The organism is Microvirga sp. jy35 (assembly GCF_056148915.1).
Genome location: NZ_JBWBEW010000041.1, coordinates 27,973 through 47,604 on the forward strand (window position 1 = coordinate 27,973; position 19,632 = coordinate 47,604).

Here is a 19,632-nt window from a genome sequence, read left to right on the forward strand (position 1 = left end):
ACCCGATGACCAACAGCCCGATGACCCCACCCGCTCCTCTTCCGCTCACCATCCTCACGGGCTTTCTCGGCTCGGGCAAAACCACCCTGCTCAACCGGCTTCTGAAAGATCCTGCGCTGCAGGACAGCGTGGTGATCATCAACGAGTTCGGCGAGATCGGCCTCGACCATCTGCTGGTGGAGACGGTCGACGAGGGCATGGTGCTCCTCTCCGCCGGCTGTCTCTGCTGCACCGTGCGCGGCGATCTCATCGCGACGCTGGAGGATCTCCTGCGCAAGCGCGACAACGGCCGCATCATGCCGTTCAAGCGGGTGATCATCGAGACCACGGGCCTCGCCGATCCGGCCCCGATCCTGCATGCGGTGCTTTATCATCCGTATCTGTCCATGCGCTACGCCGTGGAAGGCGTGGTGACGGTGGTGGATGCGGTGAACGGGACTGCGACCCTCGACACTCACCGTGAGGCCGTGAAGCAGGCGGCGGTGGCCGAGCGCATCGTTCTCTCGAAAACCGACCTCGTGACCGATGAGTCAAAGCTTTCGGATCTGCGGAAGCGGCTGCATCAGCTCAATCCCGGCGCAACCCTGCTTGCAGCGGATGCGCCGGCCGAGGCCGTCGTCGCCGGTGGCCTCTACGATCTCGAAGGCAAGATCGCCGACGTAGCCGATTGGCTGAAGACGGAAGCGGTCGAAGAGGCCGAACGGGAAAGCCATGCGCACCAGCACGGGCATCACCACCATCACGGTCATGATCATCACCATCATCATGACGTGAACCGGCACGATGAGAAGATCCGCGCCTTCTGCCTCACGAGCGAGCAGCCGATACGCCAGGGCACACTCGACATGTTCTTGGATCTCCTGCGGTCTTCACAGGGGGCCAAGCTGCTGCGCGTGAAGGGGCTTGTGGCGCTGGCCGAGGATCCGGAGCATCCGGTCGTCATCCACGGCGTGCAGCACGTGATCCACGTACCGGCCGTGCTGCCGCGCTGGCCGAGCGAGGACCGGCGCAGCCGCATCGTGTTCATCGTGGACGATCTGGAGCGCGAGACCGTGGAGAAGCTTTGGGACGCGTTCCTCGGTCGTCCCGCCGTCGATCAGCCCGATGCGGCGGCCCTGTCGGACAATCCTCTGTCGTTGAGACGGTAGACGCTATCGGCCCTCCTCTCCCTTGTGGGGAGGAGTTGGAGGTGGGGGTGCTGGCGCCATACGTGCATAGGTTATCGCTCACACCCCCACCCCGGTCGCTACGCGACCACCCCTCCCCACAAGGGGGAGGGAAAAGCGCGCTGTGTTCCGTGAGAATTTACCTCATGCCGCCATCTGCGAGCGCTGCGCCCAGCCCGTCATGGAGCGTTCCGCGTAAGCCGTGATGGCGTACATGATCACGCCAAGCACCGCGAGCACCACGAGGGCGGCCCAGACGAGGGGCACCTCGAAGGCAGCGGATGCGCGCGTGAGCAGGTTGCCGATGCCCACATTCGACGCGTTCTGCTCGCCGATCACGGAGCCCACATAGGCGAGCGTGATCGCAACTTTGAGCGAACCGAAGAAATACGGCATGGCGCGCGGCACGCCCACCTTGAACACGATGTCCCGCTTGGAGGCGCCCAGCGCCCGCAGCACGTCCTCCATCTCGGGCTCCACGGTGGCGATGCCGGTCGCGACATTCACCACGATCGGGAAGAATGAGATCAGGAAGGCGGTCATCACCGGCGGCACCCAGCCGACGCCGAACCAGAACACCAGGATCGGCACCACGGCCACCTTGGGGATGGAGTTGAAGCCCACAAGCAGCGGATAGGTGCCCGCATTGATGAGCCGCGAGGAGCCCAGCACCATCCCGAGCAGGAGGCCGAAGCCGACCGCAAGGCCAAAGCCCGCGAGCGTCATCCAGAGGGTGTGCATGGCATGGTAGGTGAGCTGATTCCGGTATTCCCACACGGCCCAGAGAATCGTGGAGGGCGCCGGCAGGATGAAGCTCGAGATCTTTAAGGTACGGCAGAGGATCTCCCACAAGACGAAGAAGCCGACGGTGAAGACCCACGGCGCGAGGGCGAGCTTGTTCTTGGTTTTCATGTTGTCCTCACGCCGCCTGGCGCGCCTGCGCGATGTGGCCGCGCAATTCGTGAACGAGGGCGGAGAATTGCGGCGTGTAGGTGATCTCGAGATCGCGCGGCCTCGGAAACTCCACCTCGCGCTCGGCGACGATGCGTCCGGGCCGCGCGCTCATGCAGAAGATGCGGTCCGCCAGGAACGCCGCCTCGCGCAGGTCGTGCGTCACCAGGATGATCGTAACCTTCTGGGCCGCATGCAGGTCGCGCATCACGCACCACAATTCCTCGCGGGTGAAGCTGTCGAGGGCACCGAAGGGCTCGTCGAGCATCAGGAGCTTGGGCTCGTGGATGAGGGCACGGCAGAGGGAGGCGCGCTGCTGCATGCCGCCGGACAGCTGCCAGGGAAACTTATGGCCCTGCCCCTTCAGGCCGACCTGGGCCAGCAGGCTCTCGGCCTTGGCCACGTACTCGGCCTTGTGCCGGCGCAGCCGGGAGCGGTGCGGCTCCACGATTTCGAGCGGCAGGAGGATGTTGTCGAGGGTGGTGCGCCAGGGCAGCATGGTCGGGTTCTGGAACGCCATGCCGGCGAGCTTCACCGGCGCGCCCACTTGACTGCCGTCCACGATCACAGTGCCCTCGACGGGAAACTGCAGGCCGGTGGCGAGCTTCATCAGGGTGGACTTGCCACAGCCCGAGGGGCCGACGATGGCGGCGAACTCGCCTTGGTTCACCTTGAGGTTCAGGTTCTGGACCGCCGGCAAGCCGTCCTCGGCCCGCGCATAGACGTGGGTCACGTCGTGGATATCGACAAAGGGTTTCATGAGAAGCCGTTGAACCAAAAGAAAAAGCCCGGCTGGTCGACAGCCGGGCTCGTATGATCAGTTCACCTTGCGCTGATCGGCGGCCGGGAGGAACTCTTCCGTGAACACGGCATCCACTTCGGGCTTGGCCTTGTAGGTGAAGGTCAGGCCGATCTGGTCCAGGGCCTTGGCGAAGCGGGCCTTGTCGATGCCCCCGAAGCCGTTCTCCTTCACCCACGGGGTGATCATGTTCTGCTCCAGCACCATCCTGAGGCGCTCGAGCTCCACGTCCTTCTTGGCGACGTCGTTGCGCTTGATCACGGAGTCGACCGCGCTCGACGGATCCTTCACCGTGTCCTGCACGCCCTTCATGATCGCACGCAGCAGGCCCTTCACGGCCTCCGGCTTTTCCTGGGCGAATTTCTGCGAGACGATGATCGTGTTGCCGTAGAGGTCCACGCCGTAATTGCTCATGAGCATGACCACGATGTCGTCAGCCGGCACGCCACGGGACTTCAGGTTGATGAAGGAGGACATGGAGAAGCCGAAGACCGCATCGACCTCACCTTGAGCCAGCATCGGCTCGCGAACCGGGAAGCCTACGTTTTCGAACTTCATGGTGGAATCGTCGATCTTGTTGACCGCCTTGAAGATCGGCCATTGCGCGTAGGCCCCATCGGCCGCGGGAGCGCCGACCTTCTTACCCTGGAGGCTCGACACCTCCTTGCTGATGCCCCGGCTCTTGCGGCCGATGAGAGCGAAGGGTGGACGGTCGTAGATCACCATCACGGCCTTGATGTCGGTGCCGGGGTTCTCGTCGCGGAAACGCACGAGGGAGTTCACGTCGCCGAAGCCCACCTCATAGGTGCCCGACGCCACACGGGAGATCGGCTCGCGGGAGCCCGCTGCCGGATCGATGGTGACGTCGAGACCCTCGGCCTTGAAGTAGCCTTTGTCGAGGGCGACCGCGAAGGGTGCCGCCGGCCCTTCCCAGCGCCAGTCCAGGGAGAACCGCACCGGGGTCTGGGCCTGGGCAGCCGCGGACCCGAGAAGCACGGCAACACCCGCCAGCATGCCTCTGACCCACCTTGCCTTTGTAGAACGATCCACGCGCATCACCGTCACCTCTGTTTTATGGTCGGGAGCCTTGTGGCGCCCTTTTGGCTAACTGCCCTCTTCTTGACCATGCAATCAGATCGGTGCCCCGGGTCAAGTCTCTTGCCGGGGCATCTCTGCCTTTGGAACAGGCCTTTGACAAAAAATTGAGCAGAAATTCTCACGGCCAAGACTCTTGACGGCTTCAGGATCGCTCCCCACCTTGGTTCCCATCGGCGACCGGGCCCCTCTGGCAGGACGCAACCGCGACTGCGATGTCGGAGCCGATGCTTGAACAGAAGCAATCATAGGTCCGGTTATGCCAGAATTCCTGCTCATGGAATGGCTGGGGAAGCCCGTCTGGATATGGACGGCTTTCCTGAGCCTTGTCGTTTTTCTCCTCGCCTTCGATCTCGGTGTCCTGAACAGAAAGGACAAGGAGCTCGGCGTGAAGGAGAGCCTCCTGCTGTCCGCCTTCTACATCGGCATCGCGTCCGCTTTCGGTGCCTATATCTGGTGGTCGTACGAAACCGGCCTGCTCGTGACCGAAGACGGCACGCATGCGGGCATCTCCTACTTCACGGGCTTCTTCATCGAGAAGTCCCTGTCCATCGACAACGTCTTCGTGATTTCGCTGATCTTCAGCTATTTCGCGATCCCCCGGAAGTACCAGTACCGGGCCCTCGTGTGGGGCATCATCGGCGTCATCGTTCTGCGTGGCATCATGATCGCGGTGGGCGCCGCGCTGGTGCAGGAATACGCCTGGATGCTCTACATCTTCGGCGCGTTCCTGATCGCGACCGGGATCAAGATGCTGATCGTGCCCGAGAGCGATCCAGACATCGAGAAGAACCCGCTCGTCCGCTTCCTGCGCAAGCACATGCGGGTGACGAACCGCCTTCACGACCAGCACTTCTTCGTGCGGGAGCCCGATCTGAAGACGGGCAGGATCGTCACCTGGGCGACGCCGCTCTTCCTGGCCCTCGTGGTGATCAACGTCGCGGACCTGATCTTCGCGGTGGACTCGGTGCCGGCGATCTTCGCCATCACCACGGACACCTTCGTGGTCTACACGGCCAACATCATGGCGATCCTGGGTTTGCGGGCGCTCTACTTCGCGCTGGCCGCCATGGTGCACAGGTTCCACTACCTGAAATACGCCCTGGCGCTGGTGCTCGTGTTCATCGGCGGCAAGATCTTCTGGAACCAGCTCGTTGGCAAGCTCGACCCGACCATCTCGCTGGGCGTCACTCTCGCCCTGATCGCGGGCGGCGTCGTCTTCTCCCTCTGGAAGACAAGGAACGAGCAGGAGGCCGTCTCCGGCTGAGGATACTTCCACGTCATCACCGGCCTTGTGCCGGTGATCTCGCTTCGAAGAGCTCATCGGTTCTTATGATCGAGATGGCCGGGACAAGCCCGGCCATGACGTGTGTGGGCATCAAACCGGCAGCATGCCGTCGCTCTTCACCTCTTCCATCACCGCATAGGTGCGGGTCTCCTTCACGCCCGGCAGGGCGAGAAGGATCTCGCCGAGGAAGCGGCGGTAGGCGGCCATGTCGGCGACGCGGGTCTTCACCAGATAGTCGAAGCCGCCTGCCACCATGTGGCATTCCAGGACCTCGGGAGCGCGCTTCACGGCCTCGGCGAATTTCTCGAAAACGTCGGGCGTCGTCTTGTCGAGGGAGACCTCCACGAAGACCAGGAGCCCCAGCTCCAGACGGTGCGGGTCGAGCCGCGCCCCATAGCCGGCGATGAAGCCCTCCCGCTGCAGGCGCTTCACGCGATCGCTTGTGGACGTGGGAGACAGCCCGACCTTCTCGGCGAGGTCCACGGTGGCAATGCGGCCATCGGCCTGGAGAGCTTTGAGGATTTTGCGATCGGTGCGGTCAAGATCCGGCATTTTCACGGTCTCTCAGGTCAGCCACCGGATTTCTTAAGGCAGAACTCACGATTTTGCCATCGAAGCACGCCTCTTGGCCACCTATATTCCGGGAAACATCCAGAGGATAACCCGATGAGCCCTGCCCCCAGCCCCGCCCTGCCCTTCAACCCTCCCTTCGCGGAAGATGATAAGGCCATCGCGGCCAGGCTTCTCGCAGGCGCCAGGCTCTCTCCCGAGCGCGAGCGGCGGGTAGACGCGCAAGCCACGCGCCTGATCGACGCGATCCGCGCCAAGGGCGGCGGGCTCGGGGGCGTCGAGGAGATGCTGCGGGAATACGCGCTCTCCACCAAGGAGGGGCTGGCCCTCATGGTCCTGGCCGAGGCCCTGCTGCGGGTGCCGGATGCCGCCACGGCCGACCGGCTCATCGAGGACAAGCTCGGACAGGCAGATTTCGCCGGCCATGAGTCGAAGTCCGATGCCTTCCTCGTCTCGGCCTCGGCCTGGGCGCTCGGCATCACGGCGCGGGTCATCCAGCCGGGCGAAACACCGGAAAGCATCCTGGGCCAGCTCACCAAGCGTCTTGGACTTCCCGCCGTACGCACGGCGACACGCCAGGCCATGCGGGTCATGGGAAACCATTTCGTCCTCGGCCAGACCATCGAGGAAGCCCTGAAGCGGGCGGGCACCTCGAAGGGCCGCGTCTACCGCTATTCCTTCGACATGCTGGGCGAAGGCGCCCGCACCGCCGAGGATGCGCGTCGCTACTTCGAATCCTACGCGTCGGCCATCGACGCCATCGGCCGCTCCGCCGGCAACGAGCCATTGCCGAACCGCCCCGGGATCTCGGTGAAGCTTTCGGCCCTGCATCCGCGCTACGAGGCCACGAGCCGCGAGCGGGTCATGCGCGATCTCGTGCCGCTTGTCATCGAGCTTGCCCGACAGGCCAAGTCCTACGATCTCAACTTCACCGTCGATGCGGAGGAGGCCGACCGGCTCGAATTGTCGCTCGAGGTGATCGAGGCCGTGCTGGCCGATCCGTCGCTGGCCGACTGGAAAGGCTTCGGCCTTGCCATTCAATCCTATCAGAAGCGCGCCGGCTCGGTGATCGACGCCATTGCCGCCATGGCGGAGCGCCATAACCGCCAGCTGATGGTGCGCCTCGTGAAGGGCGCCTATTGGGACACGGAGGTGAAGCGCGCCCAGGAGCGCGGGCTCGACGACTACCCGGTCTTCACCCGCAAGGCGATGACCGATCTCCACTACATGGCCTGCGCCGAGAAGATGCTGTCCCTACGCCCGCGCATCTACCCGCAATTCGCCACCCACAACGCGCTCACCGTCGCATCCATCATCGAGCGCGCCGGCGGCACGGAAGGCTACGAGTTCCAGCGCCTGCACGGCATGGGCGAGGCGCTCTATGCACGCCTTCTGGAAGACAATCCGGGACTGGCCTGCCGCGCCTACGCACCGGTGGGCGGCCACCGCGATCTGCTCGCCTATCTCGTGCGCCGTCTTCTGGAGAACGGAGCGAACTCCTCTTTCGTCTCGGTGGCGGCGGACCCCAACGTTCCGGTCGAGGCCTTGCTGAAGCGCCCCGCCGACATCATCGTGTCCGCCGACAAGGCACGTCATCCCAAGGTGCCCCTGCCGCGTGATCTCTATGGGCCGGAGCGCGCCAATTCCCGAGGCGTGGAGTTCGGTCACCAGGCCTCCCTCGAAGCGCTGCTCGCTGACATTCGTACGAGTGGGCAGCAGAGCTTCAGGGCGGAGCCCCTGATCGACGGCAAGGCCGCATCGGGCACGTCCCGTCCGGTTGTCAGCCCCATCGACGGCGCGACGCTCGCAGGCTCCGTTACCGAGGCCTCACCGGACGTAGCCGACCGGGCCATGGCTGCTGCTCAGTCCGGCTTCGCAAAGTGGAGCCGCACCGACGCGACTACGCGTGCCAGGGCGCTGCTACGCGCTGCCGATCTCCTGGAAGAGCGTCGCGCGGCACTGCTTCACCTGCTGCAGGTGGAAGCCGGCAAGACCCTTGACGATGCGCTCTCCGAGGTGCGCGAGGCTGTCGATTTCCTGCGCTACTACGCCGTTCAGGGACGCGCCCTCTTCGGCGAAGGCGACCTCATGCCGGGTCCGACGGGCGAGAGCAACGTGCTGCGCCTGCGCGGCCGCGGCGTGTTCGTGGCGATCTCGCCCTGGAACTTCCCGCTCGCGATCTTTTTGGGCCAGGTCAGTGCCGCACTGATGGCCGGCAATGCGGTGGTTGCCAAGCCTGCCGAGCAGACGCCCCTGGTGGCGGATCTTGCCGTGCGCATTCTGCACGAGGCCGGCGTACCGAAGACGGCTCTTCATCTCGTTCCCGGTGACGGCCGCGTCGGCGCCCGTCTCGTCGAGCACAAGGACGTGGCCGGCGTGGTGTTCACCGGCTCGACGGAAGTTGCCCGGATCATCAACCGCACGCTGGCCAACAAGGACGCGGCCATCGTGCCGCTGATCGCCGAGACCGGCGGCATCAATGCCATGATCGTCGACGCGACGGCGCTGCCTGAGCAGGTCGCCGACGACGTGGTGACCTCGGCTTTCCGCTCCGCCGGCCAGCGCTGCTCGGCCCTGCGCCTGCTTTGCGTGCAGGAGGATGTGGCCGACCGCATGATCGAGATGATCGCCGGCAACGCCCGCGAGCTGAAGATCGCCGACCCGCGCGAGATTTCCACCCATGTAGGCCCTGTCATCGACCGCGAGGCCAAGGACAAGCTCGATGCACATGTGGCCGATATGAAGCGTCAGGCGAAAGTGCATTATGCCGGCGAGGCGCCGGCGAACGGCACCTACGTGGCGCCGCACATCTTCGAGCTGAACCGGCCGCACGATCTCGCTCAGGAAGTGTTCGGCCCGGTGCTCCACGTGGTCCGCTACAAGGCGAACGGGCTGGAGGAGGTACTGCGGTCGATCGAAGGCACAGGCTACGGTCTGACGCTCGGTGTTCATTCGCGCATCGACTCGACCGTCGAGCGCGTCGTCGAGGCCCTGTCGGTGGGCAACGTCTATGTGAACCGCAACATGATCGGCGCCGTGGTCGGCGTGCAGCCCTTCGGCGGCCATGGCCTCTCGGGAACGGGACCGAAGGCCGGCGGTCCCCATTACCTCCTGCGCTTCGCCACGGAGCAGACGGTGACGATCAACACGGCGGCCGCCGGCGGCAACGCGAACCTGATCGCCATGGGGGAGTAGCGCAACCAAGCCAGCTCGGTTTGCCACTGACACCCTCCGACGTCATCCCAGGACTTGTTCCTGGGATGACGTCTTCAACCCGGCGCAAGACGTGGATGGCCGTGACGAGCACGGCCATGACGTTCCGTTGGAGTTACAAAGCGAACGGAAAGCTGCGAACCCTCTCCCAGGGCCCTCCACGATACCACCACAAGTCCAGGGCTACGGCATCGGCCTGAAATGGTTGAAAGCTGTCCCTCAATTCCTCCAAGAGAGCCCTTGCCTGCGTCGGATCCACCTTGTTCTGAATCGTCACATGTGGGTTGTGGTTCTGCCGGTCCTGAGGCTTGAGCCAGTCGTTCCATGTCAGCGCGAAGTGACGGCGCATGTCCGTGAGTTCTGCGGATGCTAGAGCGTAGGCTACGCCACGTCCCAGTGGGCGCAGGCCTGTCACGTCGAGGCTGAAAGGCTTCTGATCCGACGTACGGTCTTCGATGTCCTGCTGGACTTTCGCGAGATACTCTCCCGGCAGGTGATGGAACAGCGTCAGGTGCGCCGGGATGAAGTTCCGCTCAGGGGGAAAATAGCGTCGTCGCTGCTCGTCGAAGAAGGCGAAGGAGCGGTCGTCGAGCTGAAGCGTGAGGATGAGCGGCGCGTGGTTGTCCATGAAAGAAAAACCCGGCTCGGGGCCGGGTTGTTTCAGGATCAGAAGTTCAGCGCCGCCTTGGCTTCGCGCAATTGCGCGACAGCCGATTCCGCCGCGTGCTTGGCGGCCGGATCGTTGGTGGCGTCGTAGTGCATCTCTGCCGTCAGGATCTCGCGATCGAGGATCTCCTGGGTGAGCTCCTCCTCCGGAAGAGCGCGCTCGGCCAGAACCGTGAGGCCGTTCTGGTTCACGTCGGCGAAGCCGCCGCGCACCAGGATCCGCCGCCCGTTGCCCGGGTTGCTGGTGATGACGAGGAAACCGGTCTTGAGGGCCGTCATCACCGGCGAGTGGCCGGCCAGAACCGTCATGTCGCCTTCGGTGGCCGGGAGCACCACGGCGTCGACGTCGCCGGAGAACAGCACGCGCTCGGGAGAGACGAGTTCGAAGTTGAAGGTAGCCATTGGAGCTCCTCGTCATCCCGGTGGTTTCGGGAATCGTTTGGGAGATACGCTTAAGACAAGAACATCCCGGAGCGTGCAGAGACGGCTCCGGGATGGTGTTCGACGCAGTTAAGCCGCTTCGGCAGCGAGGCGCTGGGCCTTCTCGACGGCTTCCTCGATGGTGCCGACCATGTAGAAGGCGGCCTCGGGGAGGTGGTCGTACTGGCCGTCGACCAGACCCTTGAAGCCCTTGATGGTGTCTTCAAGCGCCACGAGCTTGCCGGGCGAGCCGGTGAACACTTCGGCCACGTGGAAGGGCTGGGACAGGAAGCGCTCGATCTTGCGGGCGCGGGCGACGGTGAGCTTGTCCTCTTCCGAGAGCTCGTCCATGCCCAGGATCGCGATGATGTCTTGGAGCGCCTTGTAGCGCTGCAGCACCTGCTGGACCTGACGGGCGGTGTTGTAGTGCTCCTCGCCGACGATGGCGGCAGACAGCATGCGCGAGGTCGAGTCGAGCGGATCCACGGCCGGGTAGATGCCCTTTTCGGCGATCGAGCGCGAGAGAACGGTCGTGGCGTCGAGGTGGGCGAAGGAGGTGGCTGGAGCCGGGTCGGTCAGGTCGTCGGCGGGCACGTAGATGGCCTGCACCGAGGTGATCGAGCCCTTGGTGGTGGTGGTGATGCGCTCCTGCAGGGCGCCCATGTCGGTGGAGAGCGTCGGCTGATAGCCCACCGCCGAAGGAATACGGCCGAGGAGCGCCGACACCTCGGAGCCCGCCTGGGTGAAGCGGAAGATGTTGTCCACGAAGAACAGCACGTCCTGACCCTGGTCGCGGAAGTTCTCGGCGACGGTGAGGCCGGTGAGCGCGACGCGGGCGCGGGCGCCCGGGGGCTCATTCATCTGGCCGTACACGAGGGCGCACTTGGAGCCGGCAGCCGAGCCGTTCTCGTGCGGATTGACGTTCACCTTGGACTCGATCATCTCGTGATAGAGATCGTTGCCCTCACGGGTGCGCTCGCCGACGCCGGCGAACACGGAGTAGCCGCCGTGGGCCTTCGCGACGTTGTTGATGAGCTCCATGATCAGCACGGTCTTGCCGACGCCGGCACCGCCGAAGAGGCCGATCTTGCCGCCCTTGGCATAGGGCGCGAGCAGGTCGACGACCTTGATTCCCGTCACGAGGATCTGACCCTCGGTGGACTGCTCGGCGTAGGAAGGAGCCGGCTGGTGGATGGCGCGGATGCCTTCACCCACGATGGGACCAGCCTCGTCCACCGGCTCGCCGATGACGTTCATGATGCGGCCCAGGGTAGCGGTGCCGACGGGCACCGAGATGGGCGCGCCCGTGTCGGTGACCGGCTGGCCGCGGACGAGGCCCTCGGAGGTGTCCATGGCGATGCAGCGCACGGTGCTCTCGCCGAGCTGCTGCGCCACTTCGAGCACGAGGCGGTTGCCGCCGTTCGTGGTCTCGAGAGCGTTGAGGATCTCCGGCAGGTGGCCTTCGAACTGCACGTCGACGACGGCGCCGATGACCTGCGTGATGCGGCCGGTCGCGACGCGCGGGGTAGTGGCGGAATTGGCCATGTGTGGCTCCTCTCGGATGCTTGTCAGAGCGCCTCGGCGCCCGAAATGATTTCGATCAGTTCCTTGGTGATCATCGCCTGACGGGACCGGTTATAGGTCATCGTCTGCTTCTTGATCATTTCGCCCGCGTTGCGGGTCGCATTGTCCATGGCGCTCATGCGGGCGCCCTGTTCGGAAGCGGCGTTCTCGAGCAGCGCGCGGAAGATCTGCACGGTGAGGTTCCGCGGCAGGAGCGTCGCCAGGATCTCGCCTTCCTCGGGCTCGTAGTCGTAGACCGCGTCGGACGAGCCGGCGCCGGCCTCGATCTGGGCCGGGATGATCTGCTGCGCCGTCGGGATCTGGGCGATCACCGAGCGGAAGCGCGAGTAGAACAGGGTCGCCACGTCGAACTCGCCCGCCTCGAAGCGGGCAAGCACCTTCTGGGCGATCATGTCGCCCTGCTCGAACCCGAGCTGGCGCACGGAGCGCAGGTCGACGAGCTCGATGATTTGCTGGGCGAACTGGCGACGCAGAATGTCGTAGCCCTTCTTGCCCACGCAGATGATCTTGACCGTCTTGCCCTCGGCCATCAGCCGGTTGGCATGGTCGCGGGCAAGACGCGCGATCGAGGAGTTGAACGCGCCGCAGAGGCCGCGCTCGGCGGTGCAGACGATCAGCAGGTGAACCCGGTCGGAACCGGTGCCGGCCAGCAGTCGCGGCGTCTCGGGCCCGACGACGATGCCGGACGCGAGGTTGCCGAGCACCGAGGACATGCGCTCCGCATAGGGGCGCGCGGCTTCAGCCGCGGTCTGCGCGCGGCGCAGCTTCGCGGCGGCCACCATCTGCATGGCCTTGGTGATCTTCTGCGTCGCCTTGACCGAGGCGATGCGGTTACGAAGGTCTTTCAAGCTCGGCATCGAGCGGCCCTACCCTCTCCGGAAATCCGGCTGGATCCTAGGAAAACGGAGTCTTTACGAGAAAGACTTGGCAAAGTTCTGGACGACGTCCTTGAGCTTCGCCTCCGAGTCGCTCGACAGGTCCTTCGAAGCCCGGATGGCATCGAGGATATCGGCGTGCTTGCCGCGCAGGAGCGAGAGCAGCCCGTCCTCGAACGCCCGCACCCGGTTGAGGGGCAGGGTGTCGAGGTAGCCGTTCACGCCGGCATAGATCACGGCGACCTGCTCTTCCATCTTCAGCGGCGAGAACTGCGGCTGCTTCAGGAGCTCGGTCAGGCGCGAACCACGGTTCAGCAGGCGCTGGGTGGTGGCATCGAGGTCGGAGCCGAACTGGGCGAAGGCCGCCATCTCGCGGTACTGCGCCAGCTCGCCCTTGATCTTGCCCGCGACCTTCTTCATCGCCTTGGTCTGGGCCGAGGAGCCCACGCGCGACACGGAGAGGCCGACGTTCACCGCCGGGCGGATGCCCTGGTAGAACAGGTCCGTCTCGAGGAAGATCTGGCCGTCGGTGATCGAGATCACGTTGGTCGGAATATAGGCCGACACGTCGTTGGCCTGAGTCTCGATGACCGGCAGAGCGGTGAGCGAGCCCGCGCCCTGGCTGTCGTTGAGCTTAGCGGCACGCTCGAGCAGGCGGGAGTGCAGGTAGAACACGTCGCCCGGATAGGCCTCGCGGCCCGGCGGACGGCGCAGCAGCAGCGACATCTGGCGGTAGGCGACGGCCTGCTTGGACAGGTCGTCGTACACGATCACGGCATGCATGCCGTTGTCGCGGAAGAATTCGCCCATGGCGCAGCCCGAGAAGGGCGCCAGGAACTGCATCGGAGCCGGGTCGGATGCGGTGGCCGCGATGATGATGGAGTATTCCAGCGCGCCCTGCTCTTCGAGCACCTTCACGAACTGGGCGACCGTGGAGCGCTTCTGACCGACCGCGACGTAGACGCAGTACAGCTTTTGGCTCTCGTCGTCGCCCTGGTTGAGCGGCTTCTGGTTGAGGATCGTGTCGAGCACGACGGCGGTCTTGCCGGTCTGGCGGTCGCCGATGATCAGCTCGCGCTGGCCGCGGCCGACCGGGATCAGGGCGTCGATGGCCTTGAGGCCCGTCGCCATCGGCTCGTGCACCGACTTGCGCGGAATGATGCCGGGAGCCTTCACGTCCACGCGGCGGCGCTCGGTGGACTGGATCGGGCCCTTGCCGTCGATGGGGTTGCCGAGCGCGTCGACGACGCGGCCGAGCAGGCCCTTGCCGACCGGCACGTCCACGATGGCGCCCGTGCGCTTCACGGTCTGGCCTTCGGCGATCTCGCGGTCGGAGCCGAACACCACGACGCCGACGTTGTCGGTCTCGAGGTTGAGGGCCATGCCGCGCACGCCGCTCTCGAATTCGACCATCTCGCCGGCCTGAACCTTGTCGAGGCCATAGCAACGGGCGATACCGTCACCGACGGACAGAACCTGCCCGACTTCGGTGACTTCAGCTTCGGTACCGAAGTTCTTGATCTGCTCTTTGAGGATCGCGGAGATCTCAGCGGCTCGAATGTCCATCAGTGGACCTCTTTCATCGCTAGACGAATGGAATTGAGTTTGGTGCGCACCGAGGCATCCACCATGCGGGAGCCCATCTTCACGATGAGACCGCCGATGAGGCTCGGGTCGATTTTGACGTCGACAGCGACGTCAGCCTTGGCGACGTCGCGCAGCGCCGCCTTGATTTCGTTCAGCACGGTGTCGGACGGGGCCTCCGCCAGGGTAACCTGCGCCCGGACGATGCCCTTGGCGTCGGACACCAGATTCTGGAAGGCGCGGATCATGTCCGGCAGGACGAAGAGCCGGCGCTTGGAGGACACGAGGCGGATGAAATTGCCCGCAAGGCCCGTGATGCCGACCTTGTCGAGGATCGCACCGATCGCGTTCGACTGCTCCTCACCCGTGAAGATGGGATTGGTGATCAGGCGCTGCAAGTCGTCGCTGCCGCGGATCAGCTGGTCGAAGCGGGCGAGATCGCCGGCGACGGCGTCCACGGCGTTCGCTTCGCGGGCGAGCTCGAACAGTGCCGAAGCATAGCGCAACGCTACGCCCGACAGGAGGGGTCCTTCTTGGGAACCGCTTTGCGCCACGTAACCATCTCTCTCGTGTCATAACGGGCCTCGGACCGGGAAAGCCTGCGAACGCGGCATCCGGGAGACCCGTCAGGTGTGGAAATGAGCCTGGGGCGGGAGCCTTCTCCGCCCGTCAGGCGAGGGTGCACTAGCATGGGTTTTTACGAGGCGCAAGGCGAGCTGGGCCCTGTTTGGCCGGGAAAAACCGGGTGCCTGCCGGGGTGGGGCCTAAAGTTCCAGGGTGGCGACTTCGCAGTTCGCCAGGAAGCGGCCGGTGAGCCGGCTGAAGAAGGTGCCGTGGCCCACCACGGCGATCGTGGATTCCGGCCGCTCGGCGAGCCATGTCCGGAACCGCTCGACCCGCTCCTCGAACACATGGGCCGGCTCGTAGACGAAGCCCCGCTCGTTCACCTCGCCCTCGTTGTGCCACCAGACCTCCTCCAGATGGCCGAAGTGCAGGTGGGGGAAATCCTGGGCCAGATGGGAGACGGCGCGCCCCACGTCGCAGCTGCTCTCCAGGTGCTCCCGGTGAAGGCATTCCACCAGAATCGTCGGCGCGGCCGGATGATCCCCGAACAGCCCCATGGTGGTCTGGATCGCCCGGGTCAGCGGCGAGGTCACAATGAGTTCATAGGGATACTGGCGCAGCTCCGGCGCCCGCTCGGCCACCTGCTGCCGGCCAAGCTCTGTCAGGGGCGCATCGAAATGCCCCGGATCCTCCCCGTGCTCAACCCAATGGGCATTGAAGGTGGACTGGCCGTGGCGAATGCAATGAACGATCTTGGGCATGGTACCTGTCTTGATGATGTATTCGTTTAGAGAAAGCTCTGCGGATCCACATCGATGGAGACCCGCGTGTTCCCGCGGACCTTGGGGCAGCGAGCCATCCAACTCCGCAAGTAACCCTGGAGGTCCACCTCCCGTTCGGTCTTGACCAGCAGCCGGAAGCGGTAGCGGCCCCGGATTAGGGCGAGCGGGGCTTCGGCGGGCCCAAGCACCGTGACGCCGGGCGGCGGCTCCGCCACCAGCGCCATGGCGCGGGCATGGGCCTCCGCCGCCTCGCGCTCGGCGGCCGAGACGATGAGGGAGGCCAGGCGCCCGAAGGGCGGCAGCCCGGCCATCTCGCGCACCCGGGTCTCCTCCTCGTAGAACCGCTCCGCATCGCCGGAGATCAGGGCCGCAATGACCGGATGGTCCGGCTGCCAGGTCTGGACCAGAGCCCGTCCGGGCTTTTCGCCGCGCCCGGCGCGGCCCGTGACCTGCTGCAGCATCTGGAACGTGCGCTCGGCCGCCCGGGGATCGCCCGATGTGAGGCCGATATCGGCGTCGAGCACGCCCACCAGGGTCATGAGCGGGAAGTTGTGGCCCTTGGCCACGAGCTGGGTGCCGATGACGATGTCGAACTCGCCCGCCGCGATGGCGGCCAATTCCGCCCGCAGCCGCTCGGTGCCGCCGGGAAAATCGCTGGAGAGCACGATGCAGCGCTTGTCCGGGAACAGCGCCGCCGCCTCTTCGGCGATCCGCTCGACGCCGGGGCCGCACGGCACCAGGGAATCGACGCTGCCGCACTCGATGCACGCATGCGGCGTGCGCTCCACATGGCCGCAATGGTGGCAGACGAGGGAGCGACGGAACCGGTGCTCCACCAGCCAGGAGGAGCAGTTCGGGCATTCGTAGCGGTGGGCGCAGGCTCGGCAGAGGGTGAGCGGGGCGTAGCCGCGCCGATTGAGGAAGAGCAGGGCCTGCTCGCCGCGGGCGACCGTGTCTTCCACGGACATCACCAGGGTCGGCGAGAGCCAGCGCCCCTTCGGAATGGCTTCCTTGCGCAGGTCCACGGCCCGGATCTGCGGCAAGGAGCGGCCGCCGAAGCGTTCGGGCAGGCGCACATGGCGGTAGCGCCCGCGCTCCACGTTGACCCGGCTCTCGATGGACGGCGTGGCCGAGGCTAGGATCACGGAGGCGTTCTCGATCTTGCCGCGCACCACCGCCATGTCGCGGGCATGGTAATGCACCCCGTCGTCCTGCTTGTAGGCGGTCTCGTGCTCCTCATCGACCACGATCAGGCCGAGATCCGCGTAAGGCAGGAACAGGGCCGAGCGGGCGCCGGCCACCACCTTCGCCTCGCCCGAGGCGATGGCCGCATACATCCGCTCGCGCCTGCGGCCCGTGACGCCGGAATGCCAGGTGGCGGGCTTCACCCCGAAACGGGCGGCGAACCGGTCGAGGAATTGGGCCGTGAGTGCGATCTCGGGCATCAGGATCAGGGCCTGCCGGCCTTGGCGCACGGCCTCGGCCACGGCCTCGAAGTAAACCTCGGTCTTGCCGGAGCCCGTAACGCCCTCCAGCAGGATCACGGGCGGATGCTCCTCGCCCATGGCGGCGACGAGCTTTTCCGCCGCCTCGCCCTGGCCGTCGGAGAGAGCGGTGTCGCCAAAGGCGGGGTCGGGCATCCCGGCCACCGGCTCGGCCAGAAGCGCCACCGTCTCCAGGGTTCCCTCGTCGATCAGCCCGTCGATGACACCGTTGCTGACGCCGGCCGCGTGGGCGAGCTCGCTCTTGAGCCGCACGGCGCCATCCTGGGCGATCTCGACCACCTTCTGCCGTGCGGGCGTCATGCGCTTCGGCAGAGCGCCGGCCAGCCGCACCCCGACACGGGCGACCTCCTGCCGGTCGGCATCGGGAATCTTGAGTCCCATGGCAAGGGCCGAGCCCTTGGGCGCAAGCGTATACCAGGCAATCCAGTCCAGGAACTTGCGCATCTCGGGCGACAGATTCGGCGCATCGACGACGCCGGAGACCTTCTTCAGGTTGCCGCCCTGGCCCTCCCGCAACCCCCAGACGACGCCCACCACCTCACGGTTGGCGAGCGGCACCTGCACCACGTCGCCCTCCTCGAGGCCGAGGCCCTCCGGCACGGCATAGGAATAGGCCGTGTCCAGCGCCAGCGGGATGAGGACATCGACGATCTTGGCGGCCATCAGAATGCGGGAACGAGCAACGAAACCATGGCGACAGCTTAGACCCGATTTCCCTTCTCGAAAGCAAGCATGGTCCAGCTCACATCCCTGCGGCCAAGCATATCGGCAAACTCGTAGCGTTGGAGGAGTGAGAGGCCGGTGGCCTGCGCCTGCGACACCAGCGGATCGATGGGCACCGCGAACATCCGCCGACCGGCAGGCACGGGCCCTTTGCGAACGGTCATGAAGATCCGCCCCCCGGGAGCAAGCAGCTCCGCGATCCGCGGCAGGGCGCGGGTGCGCTCCGCCGCATCGAGATGCATCCATACGGCCGTCATCAGAATGAGATCGAACCGCACCGGACCGGCGTGGACCCTGGCCAGGTCCGGCAGGGAATCGTCGATCCAGACGATGTTCGAATCGGGATGAAGCCGCTGTGCATGGGCTCGCAGCTCGGCTGTCGGCTCGACCGCATGAACCTGAAACCCAAGCCGCGCCAGGGCCGCTGCGTCACGCCCCGTGCCGGTACCGACATCCATGGCCCGGCCACCGTCGGGCAGAAGATCCAAGAGCGGGCCATAGAGATCCTGGAACACCACACTTTCATAGGAATCGACGAGGCTGTCAGCCTGTTCGCCGTACCCTTCCGTTCCCGGAATGCTGCCCCTGTCCTGGTTCATCCTGTCCTGGTTCATGCGGATGCTCCCTCTTGCTGTTAAGGTGTCAGTAGCCCTCCGGCTTCATGGTTTGGCAAGATCGAAGGCGGATATTGTGACTGTGGCAGACGCACAAAACACAACCTCCATTCTCGATCTCGTCTTTCCCGGCGCGGACGACACCCGCACAGAGGCGATGGCATGGCTTGCCTCCCTGGCCAAGGAGCGGCGGCTCTCGGGAAAGACGGTCGAGGCCTATGCGCGGGACCTGCGGCAGTTCCTGGCCTTCCTGACGAATCATCTCGGCGAGCCGCCGGGGGTCAAAGGGATCCTGGGCCTGAAACCCTTGGACATCCGCGCTTTCCTGGCGGCCCGTCGGATGGATTCGGTGGGAAGCCGCTCGCTGATGCGCCAGCTTGCGGCCCTGCGCTCCTTTGCCCGGCATCTGGAGCGGGAGGGGCACGGCACCGCCTCGGCCTTTGCGGCGATTCGCACCCCCAAGGTGGACAAGAACCTGCCGCGCCCCCTCTCCGCCGCCTCGGCCGTCGCCGTGACGGATGCGGAAACCAGAGCGGGAGAGAACCGCAAGCCCTGGATCCTGGCGCGGGACGCGGCCGTGCTGTCGCTGCTCTACGGAGCGGGGCTGCGCATTTCCGAGGCGCTCGGCCTGCAGCGCCGGGACGCGCCCGTGAACGGCATCGATGCCATCACCGTCACCGGCAAGGGGGCCAAGATGCGCAGCGTGCCGGTGATTCCGCCGATCCAGCGGGCCGTGGAGCAGTATCTGGAACTCTGCCCCTATGCGGTCCCGCCCGAGGGACCGCTCTTCGTCGGGGCCCGCGGCGGGCCGCTCTCGCCCCGCATCATTCAGCTGGCCGTGGAGGAGCTGCGCGGCGCGCTCGGCCTGCCCGACAGCGCCACGCCCCATGCCCTGCGCCATTCCTTCGCCACGCATCTGCTGGCCAAGGGCGGCGACCTGCGGGGCATTCAGGAACTCCTGGGCCACGCCTCGCTCTCGACCACGCAGCTCTACACGAAGGTGGATGCGGCCCGGCTGTTGGATGCGTTCAACGCCGCCCATCCGAGGGCACGGGTGAAATAGCTTCCAATCCTCATCCCGGACGGCGGAGCCGATCCGGGATCGTATGCGGGATCAGGCGCTGGATCCTCACCGCTGTCATCCCCGCGCAGGCGTGGATCCATAACCACGACGTCTCAGAAAGAGACGAGCAGCGTCGTGCATTGATTTTACAATGTCGGCGGTGATGGATC

General features: G+C 65.5%; 17 protein-coding genes. 4 read left to right on the forward strand and 13 right to left on the reverse strand.

The annotated features are described in order from the left end of the window. The first annotated feature begins 5 nt into the window (after positions 1–5). Positions 6–1,148, forward strand: a complete 1,143-nt coding sequence (locus AC0QTX_RS22410) for a CobW family GTP-binding protein (RefSeq protein ID WP_474606035.1) — start codon at positions 6–8, stop codon at positions 1,146–1,148. A 162-nt stretch (positions 1,149–1,310) separates the two neighbouring features. Here AC0QTX_RS22410 and AC0QTX_RS22415 read toward each other — a convergent pair whose 3' ends face one another. The 3 genes from AC0QTX_RS22415 to AC0QTX_RS22425 are packed head-to-tail and all read right to left on the reverse strand — an operon-like array spanning position 1,311 to position 3,930. Next, positions 1,311–2,078 (reverse strand): ABC transporter permease, encoded by a 768-nt coding sequence (locus AC0QTX_RS22415; RefSeq protein WP_474606036.1) that lies wholly within the window; start codon positions 2,076–2,078, stop codon positions 1,311–1,313. A gap of 7 nt (positions 2,079–2,085) precedes the next feature. Further along, a complete protein-coding gene (locus AC0QTX_RS22420; RefSeq protein ID WP_474606037.1) occupies positions 2,086–2,877 on the reverse strand; it encodes an ABC transporter ATP-binding protein in 792 nt (263 codons plus the stop codon). Positions 2,878–2,934: 57 nt separating this feature from the next. Continuing rightward, the gene (locus AC0QTX_RS22425; protein ID WP_474606038.1) at positions 2,935–3,930 is read right to left on the reverse strand and encodes an ABC transporter substrate-binding protein; all 996 of its coding nucleotides are present in this window, start codon (positions 3,928–3,930) and stop codon (positions 2,935–2,937) included. A 340-nt stretch (positions 3,931–4,270) separates the two neighbouring features. Between AC0QTX_RS22425 and AC0QTX_RS22430 the strand changes: the two genes are divergently transcribed. Continuing rightward, positions 4,271–5,278 (forward strand): TerC family protein, encoded by a 1,008-nt coding sequence (locus AC0QTX_RS22430; protein ID WP_474606039.1) that lies wholly within the window; start codon positions 4,271–4,273, stop codon positions 5,276–5,278. Between the two features lie 111 nt (positions 5,279–5,389). Here AC0QTX_RS22430 and AC0QTX_RS22435 read toward each other — a convergent pair whose 3' ends face one another. Beyond that, complete coding sequence (locus tag AC0QTX_RS22435; protein ID WP_474606040.1) at positions 5,390–5,851, reverse strand: Lrp/AsnC ligand binding domain-containing protein; 462 nt, start codon at positions 5,849–5,851, stop codon at positions 5,390–5,392. A gap of 114 nt (positions 5,852–5,965) precedes the next feature. Between AC0QTX_RS22435 and putA the strand changes: the two genes are divergently transcribed. Then, entirely contained in the window at positions 5,966–9,064 is a 3,099-nt protein-coding gene (gene putA / locus AC0QTX_RS22440) for a bifunctional proline dehydrogenase/L-glutamate gamma-semialdehyde dehydrogenase PutA (protein ID WP_474606041.1), read from the forward strand. Between the two features lie 133 nt (positions 9,065–9,197). On the opposite strand, the gene AC0QTX_RS22445 is transcribed toward putA, so the two are convergent. From AC0QTX_RS22445 to AC0QTX_RS22485, 9 genes are all read right to left on the reverse strand, one after another. Beyond that, positions 9,198–9,710: a 2'-5' RNA ligase family protein gene (locus tag AC0QTX_RS22445; RefSeq protein WP_474606042.1), complete on the reverse strand. Its 513-nt coding sequence runs from the start codon at positions 9,708–9,710 to the stop codon at positions 9,198–9,200. Positions 9,711–9,748: 38 nt separating this feature from the next. After that, positions 9,749–10,150, reverse strand: a complete 402-nt coding sequence (locus AC0QTX_RS22450; RefSeq protein WP_474606043.1) for a F0F1 ATP synthase subunit epsilon — start codon at positions 10,148–10,150, stop codon at positions 9,749–9,751. Positions 10,151–10,258: 108 nt separating this feature from the next. Continuing rightward, entirely contained in the window at positions 10,259–11,713 is a 1,455-nt protein-coding gene (gene atpD / locus AC0QTX_RS22455) for a F0F1 ATP synthase subunit beta (protein WP_474606044.1), read from the reverse strand. 23 nt (positions 11,714–11,736) lie between these two features. Next, the gene (locus AC0QTX_RS22460) at positions 11,737–12,609 is read right to left on the reverse strand and encodes a F0F1 ATP synthase subunit gamma (protein WP_474606045.1); all 873 of its coding nucleotides are present in this window, start codon (positions 12,607–12,609) and stop codon (positions 11,737–11,739) included. A 54-nt stretch (positions 12,610–12,663) separates the two neighbouring features. Continuing rightward, positions 12,664–14,193, reverse strand: coding sequence for a F0F1 ATP synthase subunit alpha (atpA, locus tag AC0QTX_RS22465; protein ID WP_474606046.1), 1,530 nt, complete (start codon positions 14,191–14,193; stop codon positions 12,664–12,666). Next, the gene (locus AC0QTX_RS22470; RefSeq protein WP_474606047.1) at positions 14,193–14,765 is read right to left on the reverse strand and encodes a F0F1 ATP synthase subunit delta; all 573 of its coding nucleotides are present in this window, start codon (positions 14,763–14,765) and stop codon (positions 14,193–14,195) included. The genes atpA and AC0QTX_RS22470 overlap by 1 nt, the downstream gene beginning before the upstream one ends. 210 nt (positions 14,766–14,975) lie before the next feature. Further along, positions 14,976–15,536, reverse strand: a complete 561-nt coding sequence (locus tag AC0QTX_RS22475; protein WP_474606048.1) for a histidine phosphatase family protein — start codon at positions 15,534–15,536, stop codon at positions 14,976–14,978. 26 nt (positions 15,537–15,562) lie between these two features. Next, complete coding sequence (locus AC0QTX_RS22480; protein WP_474606049.1) at positions 15,563–17,725, reverse strand: primosomal protein N'; 2,163 nt, start codon at positions 17,723–17,725, stop codon at positions 15,563–15,565. 38 nt (positions 17,726–17,763) lie between these two features. Further along, positions 17,764–18,399 carry a class I SAM-dependent methyltransferase gene (locus tag AC0QTX_RS22485; protein ID WP_474606050.1) on the reverse strand — a complete coding sequence of 212 codons (636 nt, stop codon included), beginning with the start codon at positions 18,397–18,399 and terminating at the stop codon, positions 17,764–17,766. 157 nt (positions 18,400–18,556) lie between these two features. Here AC0QTX_RS22485 and AC0QTX_RS22490 point away from each other — a divergent pair, with 157 nt between their 5' ends. After that, the gene (locus tag AC0QTX_RS22490) at positions 18,557–19,462 is read left to right on the forward strand and encodes a tyrosine recombinase XerC (protein WP_474606051.1); all 906 of its coding nucleotides are present in this window, start codon (positions 18,557–18,559) and stop codon (positions 19,460–19,462) included. The last annotated feature ends 170 nt before the right edge of the window (positions 19,463–19,632 follow it).

Coding starts and splice junctions, on each gene's coding strand:
- AC0QTX_RS22480 (WP_474606049.1), bottom strand. CDS start 17,725: ATGGCCGCCAAGATCGTCGATGTCCTCATCCCGCTGGCGCTGGACACG.
- AC0QTX_RS22485 (WP_474606050.1), bottom strand. CDS start 18,399: ATGAACCAGGACAGGATGAACCAGGACAGGGGCAGCATTCCGGGAACG.
- AC0QTX_RS22425 (WP_474606038.1), bottom strand. CDS start 3,930: ATGCTGGCGGGTGTTGCCGTGCTTCTCGGGTCCGCGGCTGCCCAGGCC.
- AC0QTX_RS22460 (WP_474606045.1), bottom strand. CDS start 12,609: ATGCCGAGCTTGAAAGACCTTCGTAACCGCATCGCCTCGGTCAAGGCG.
- AC0QTX_RS22410 (WP_474606035.1), top strand. CDS start 6: ATGACCAACAGCCCGATGACCCCACCCGCTCCTCTTCCGCTCACCATC.
- AC0QTX_RS22450 (WP_474606043.1), bottom strand. CDS start 10,150: ATGGCTACCTTCAACTTCGAACTCGTCTCTCCCGAGCGCGTGCTGTTC.
- AC0QTX_RS22445 (WP_474606042.1), bottom strand. CDS start 9,710: ATGGACAACCACGCGCCGCTCATCCTCACGCTTCAGCTCGACGACCGC.
- AC0QTX_RS22420 (WP_474606037.1), bottom strand. CDS start 2,877: ATGAAACCCTTTGTCGATATCCACGACGTGACCCACGTCTATGCGCGG.
- AC0QTX_RS22475 (WP_474606048.1), bottom strand. CDS start 15,536: ATGCCCAAGATCGTTCATTGCATTCGCCACGGCCAGTCCACCTTCAAT.
- AC0QTX_RS22430 (WP_474606039.1), top strand. CDS start 4,271: ATGCCAGAATTCCTGCTCATGGAATGGCTGGGGAAGCCCGTCTGGATA.
- AC0QTX_RS22415 (WP_474606036.1), bottom strand. CDS start 2,078: ATGAAAACCAAGAACAAGCTCGCCCTCGCGCCGTGGGTCTTCACCGTC.
- AC0QTX_RS22490 (WP_474606051.1), top strand. CDS start 18,557: ATGGCATGGCTTGCCTCCCTGGCCAAGGAGCGGCGGCTCTCGGGAAAG.
- AC0QTX_RS22435 (WP_474606040.1), bottom strand. CDS start 5,851: ATGCCGGATCTTGACCGCACCGATCGCAAAATCCTCAAAGCTCTCCAG.
- atpD (WP_474606044.1), bottom strand. CDS start 11,713: ATGGCCAATTCCGCCACTACCCCGCGCGTCGCGACCGGCCGCATCACG.
- putA (WP_474606041.1), top strand. CDS start 5,966: ATGAGCCCTGCCCCCAGCCCCGCCCTGCCCTTCAACCCTCCCTTCGCG.
- atpA (WP_474606046.1), bottom strand. CDS start 14,193: ATGGACATTCGAGCCGCTGAGATCTCCGCGATCCTCAAAGAGCAGATC.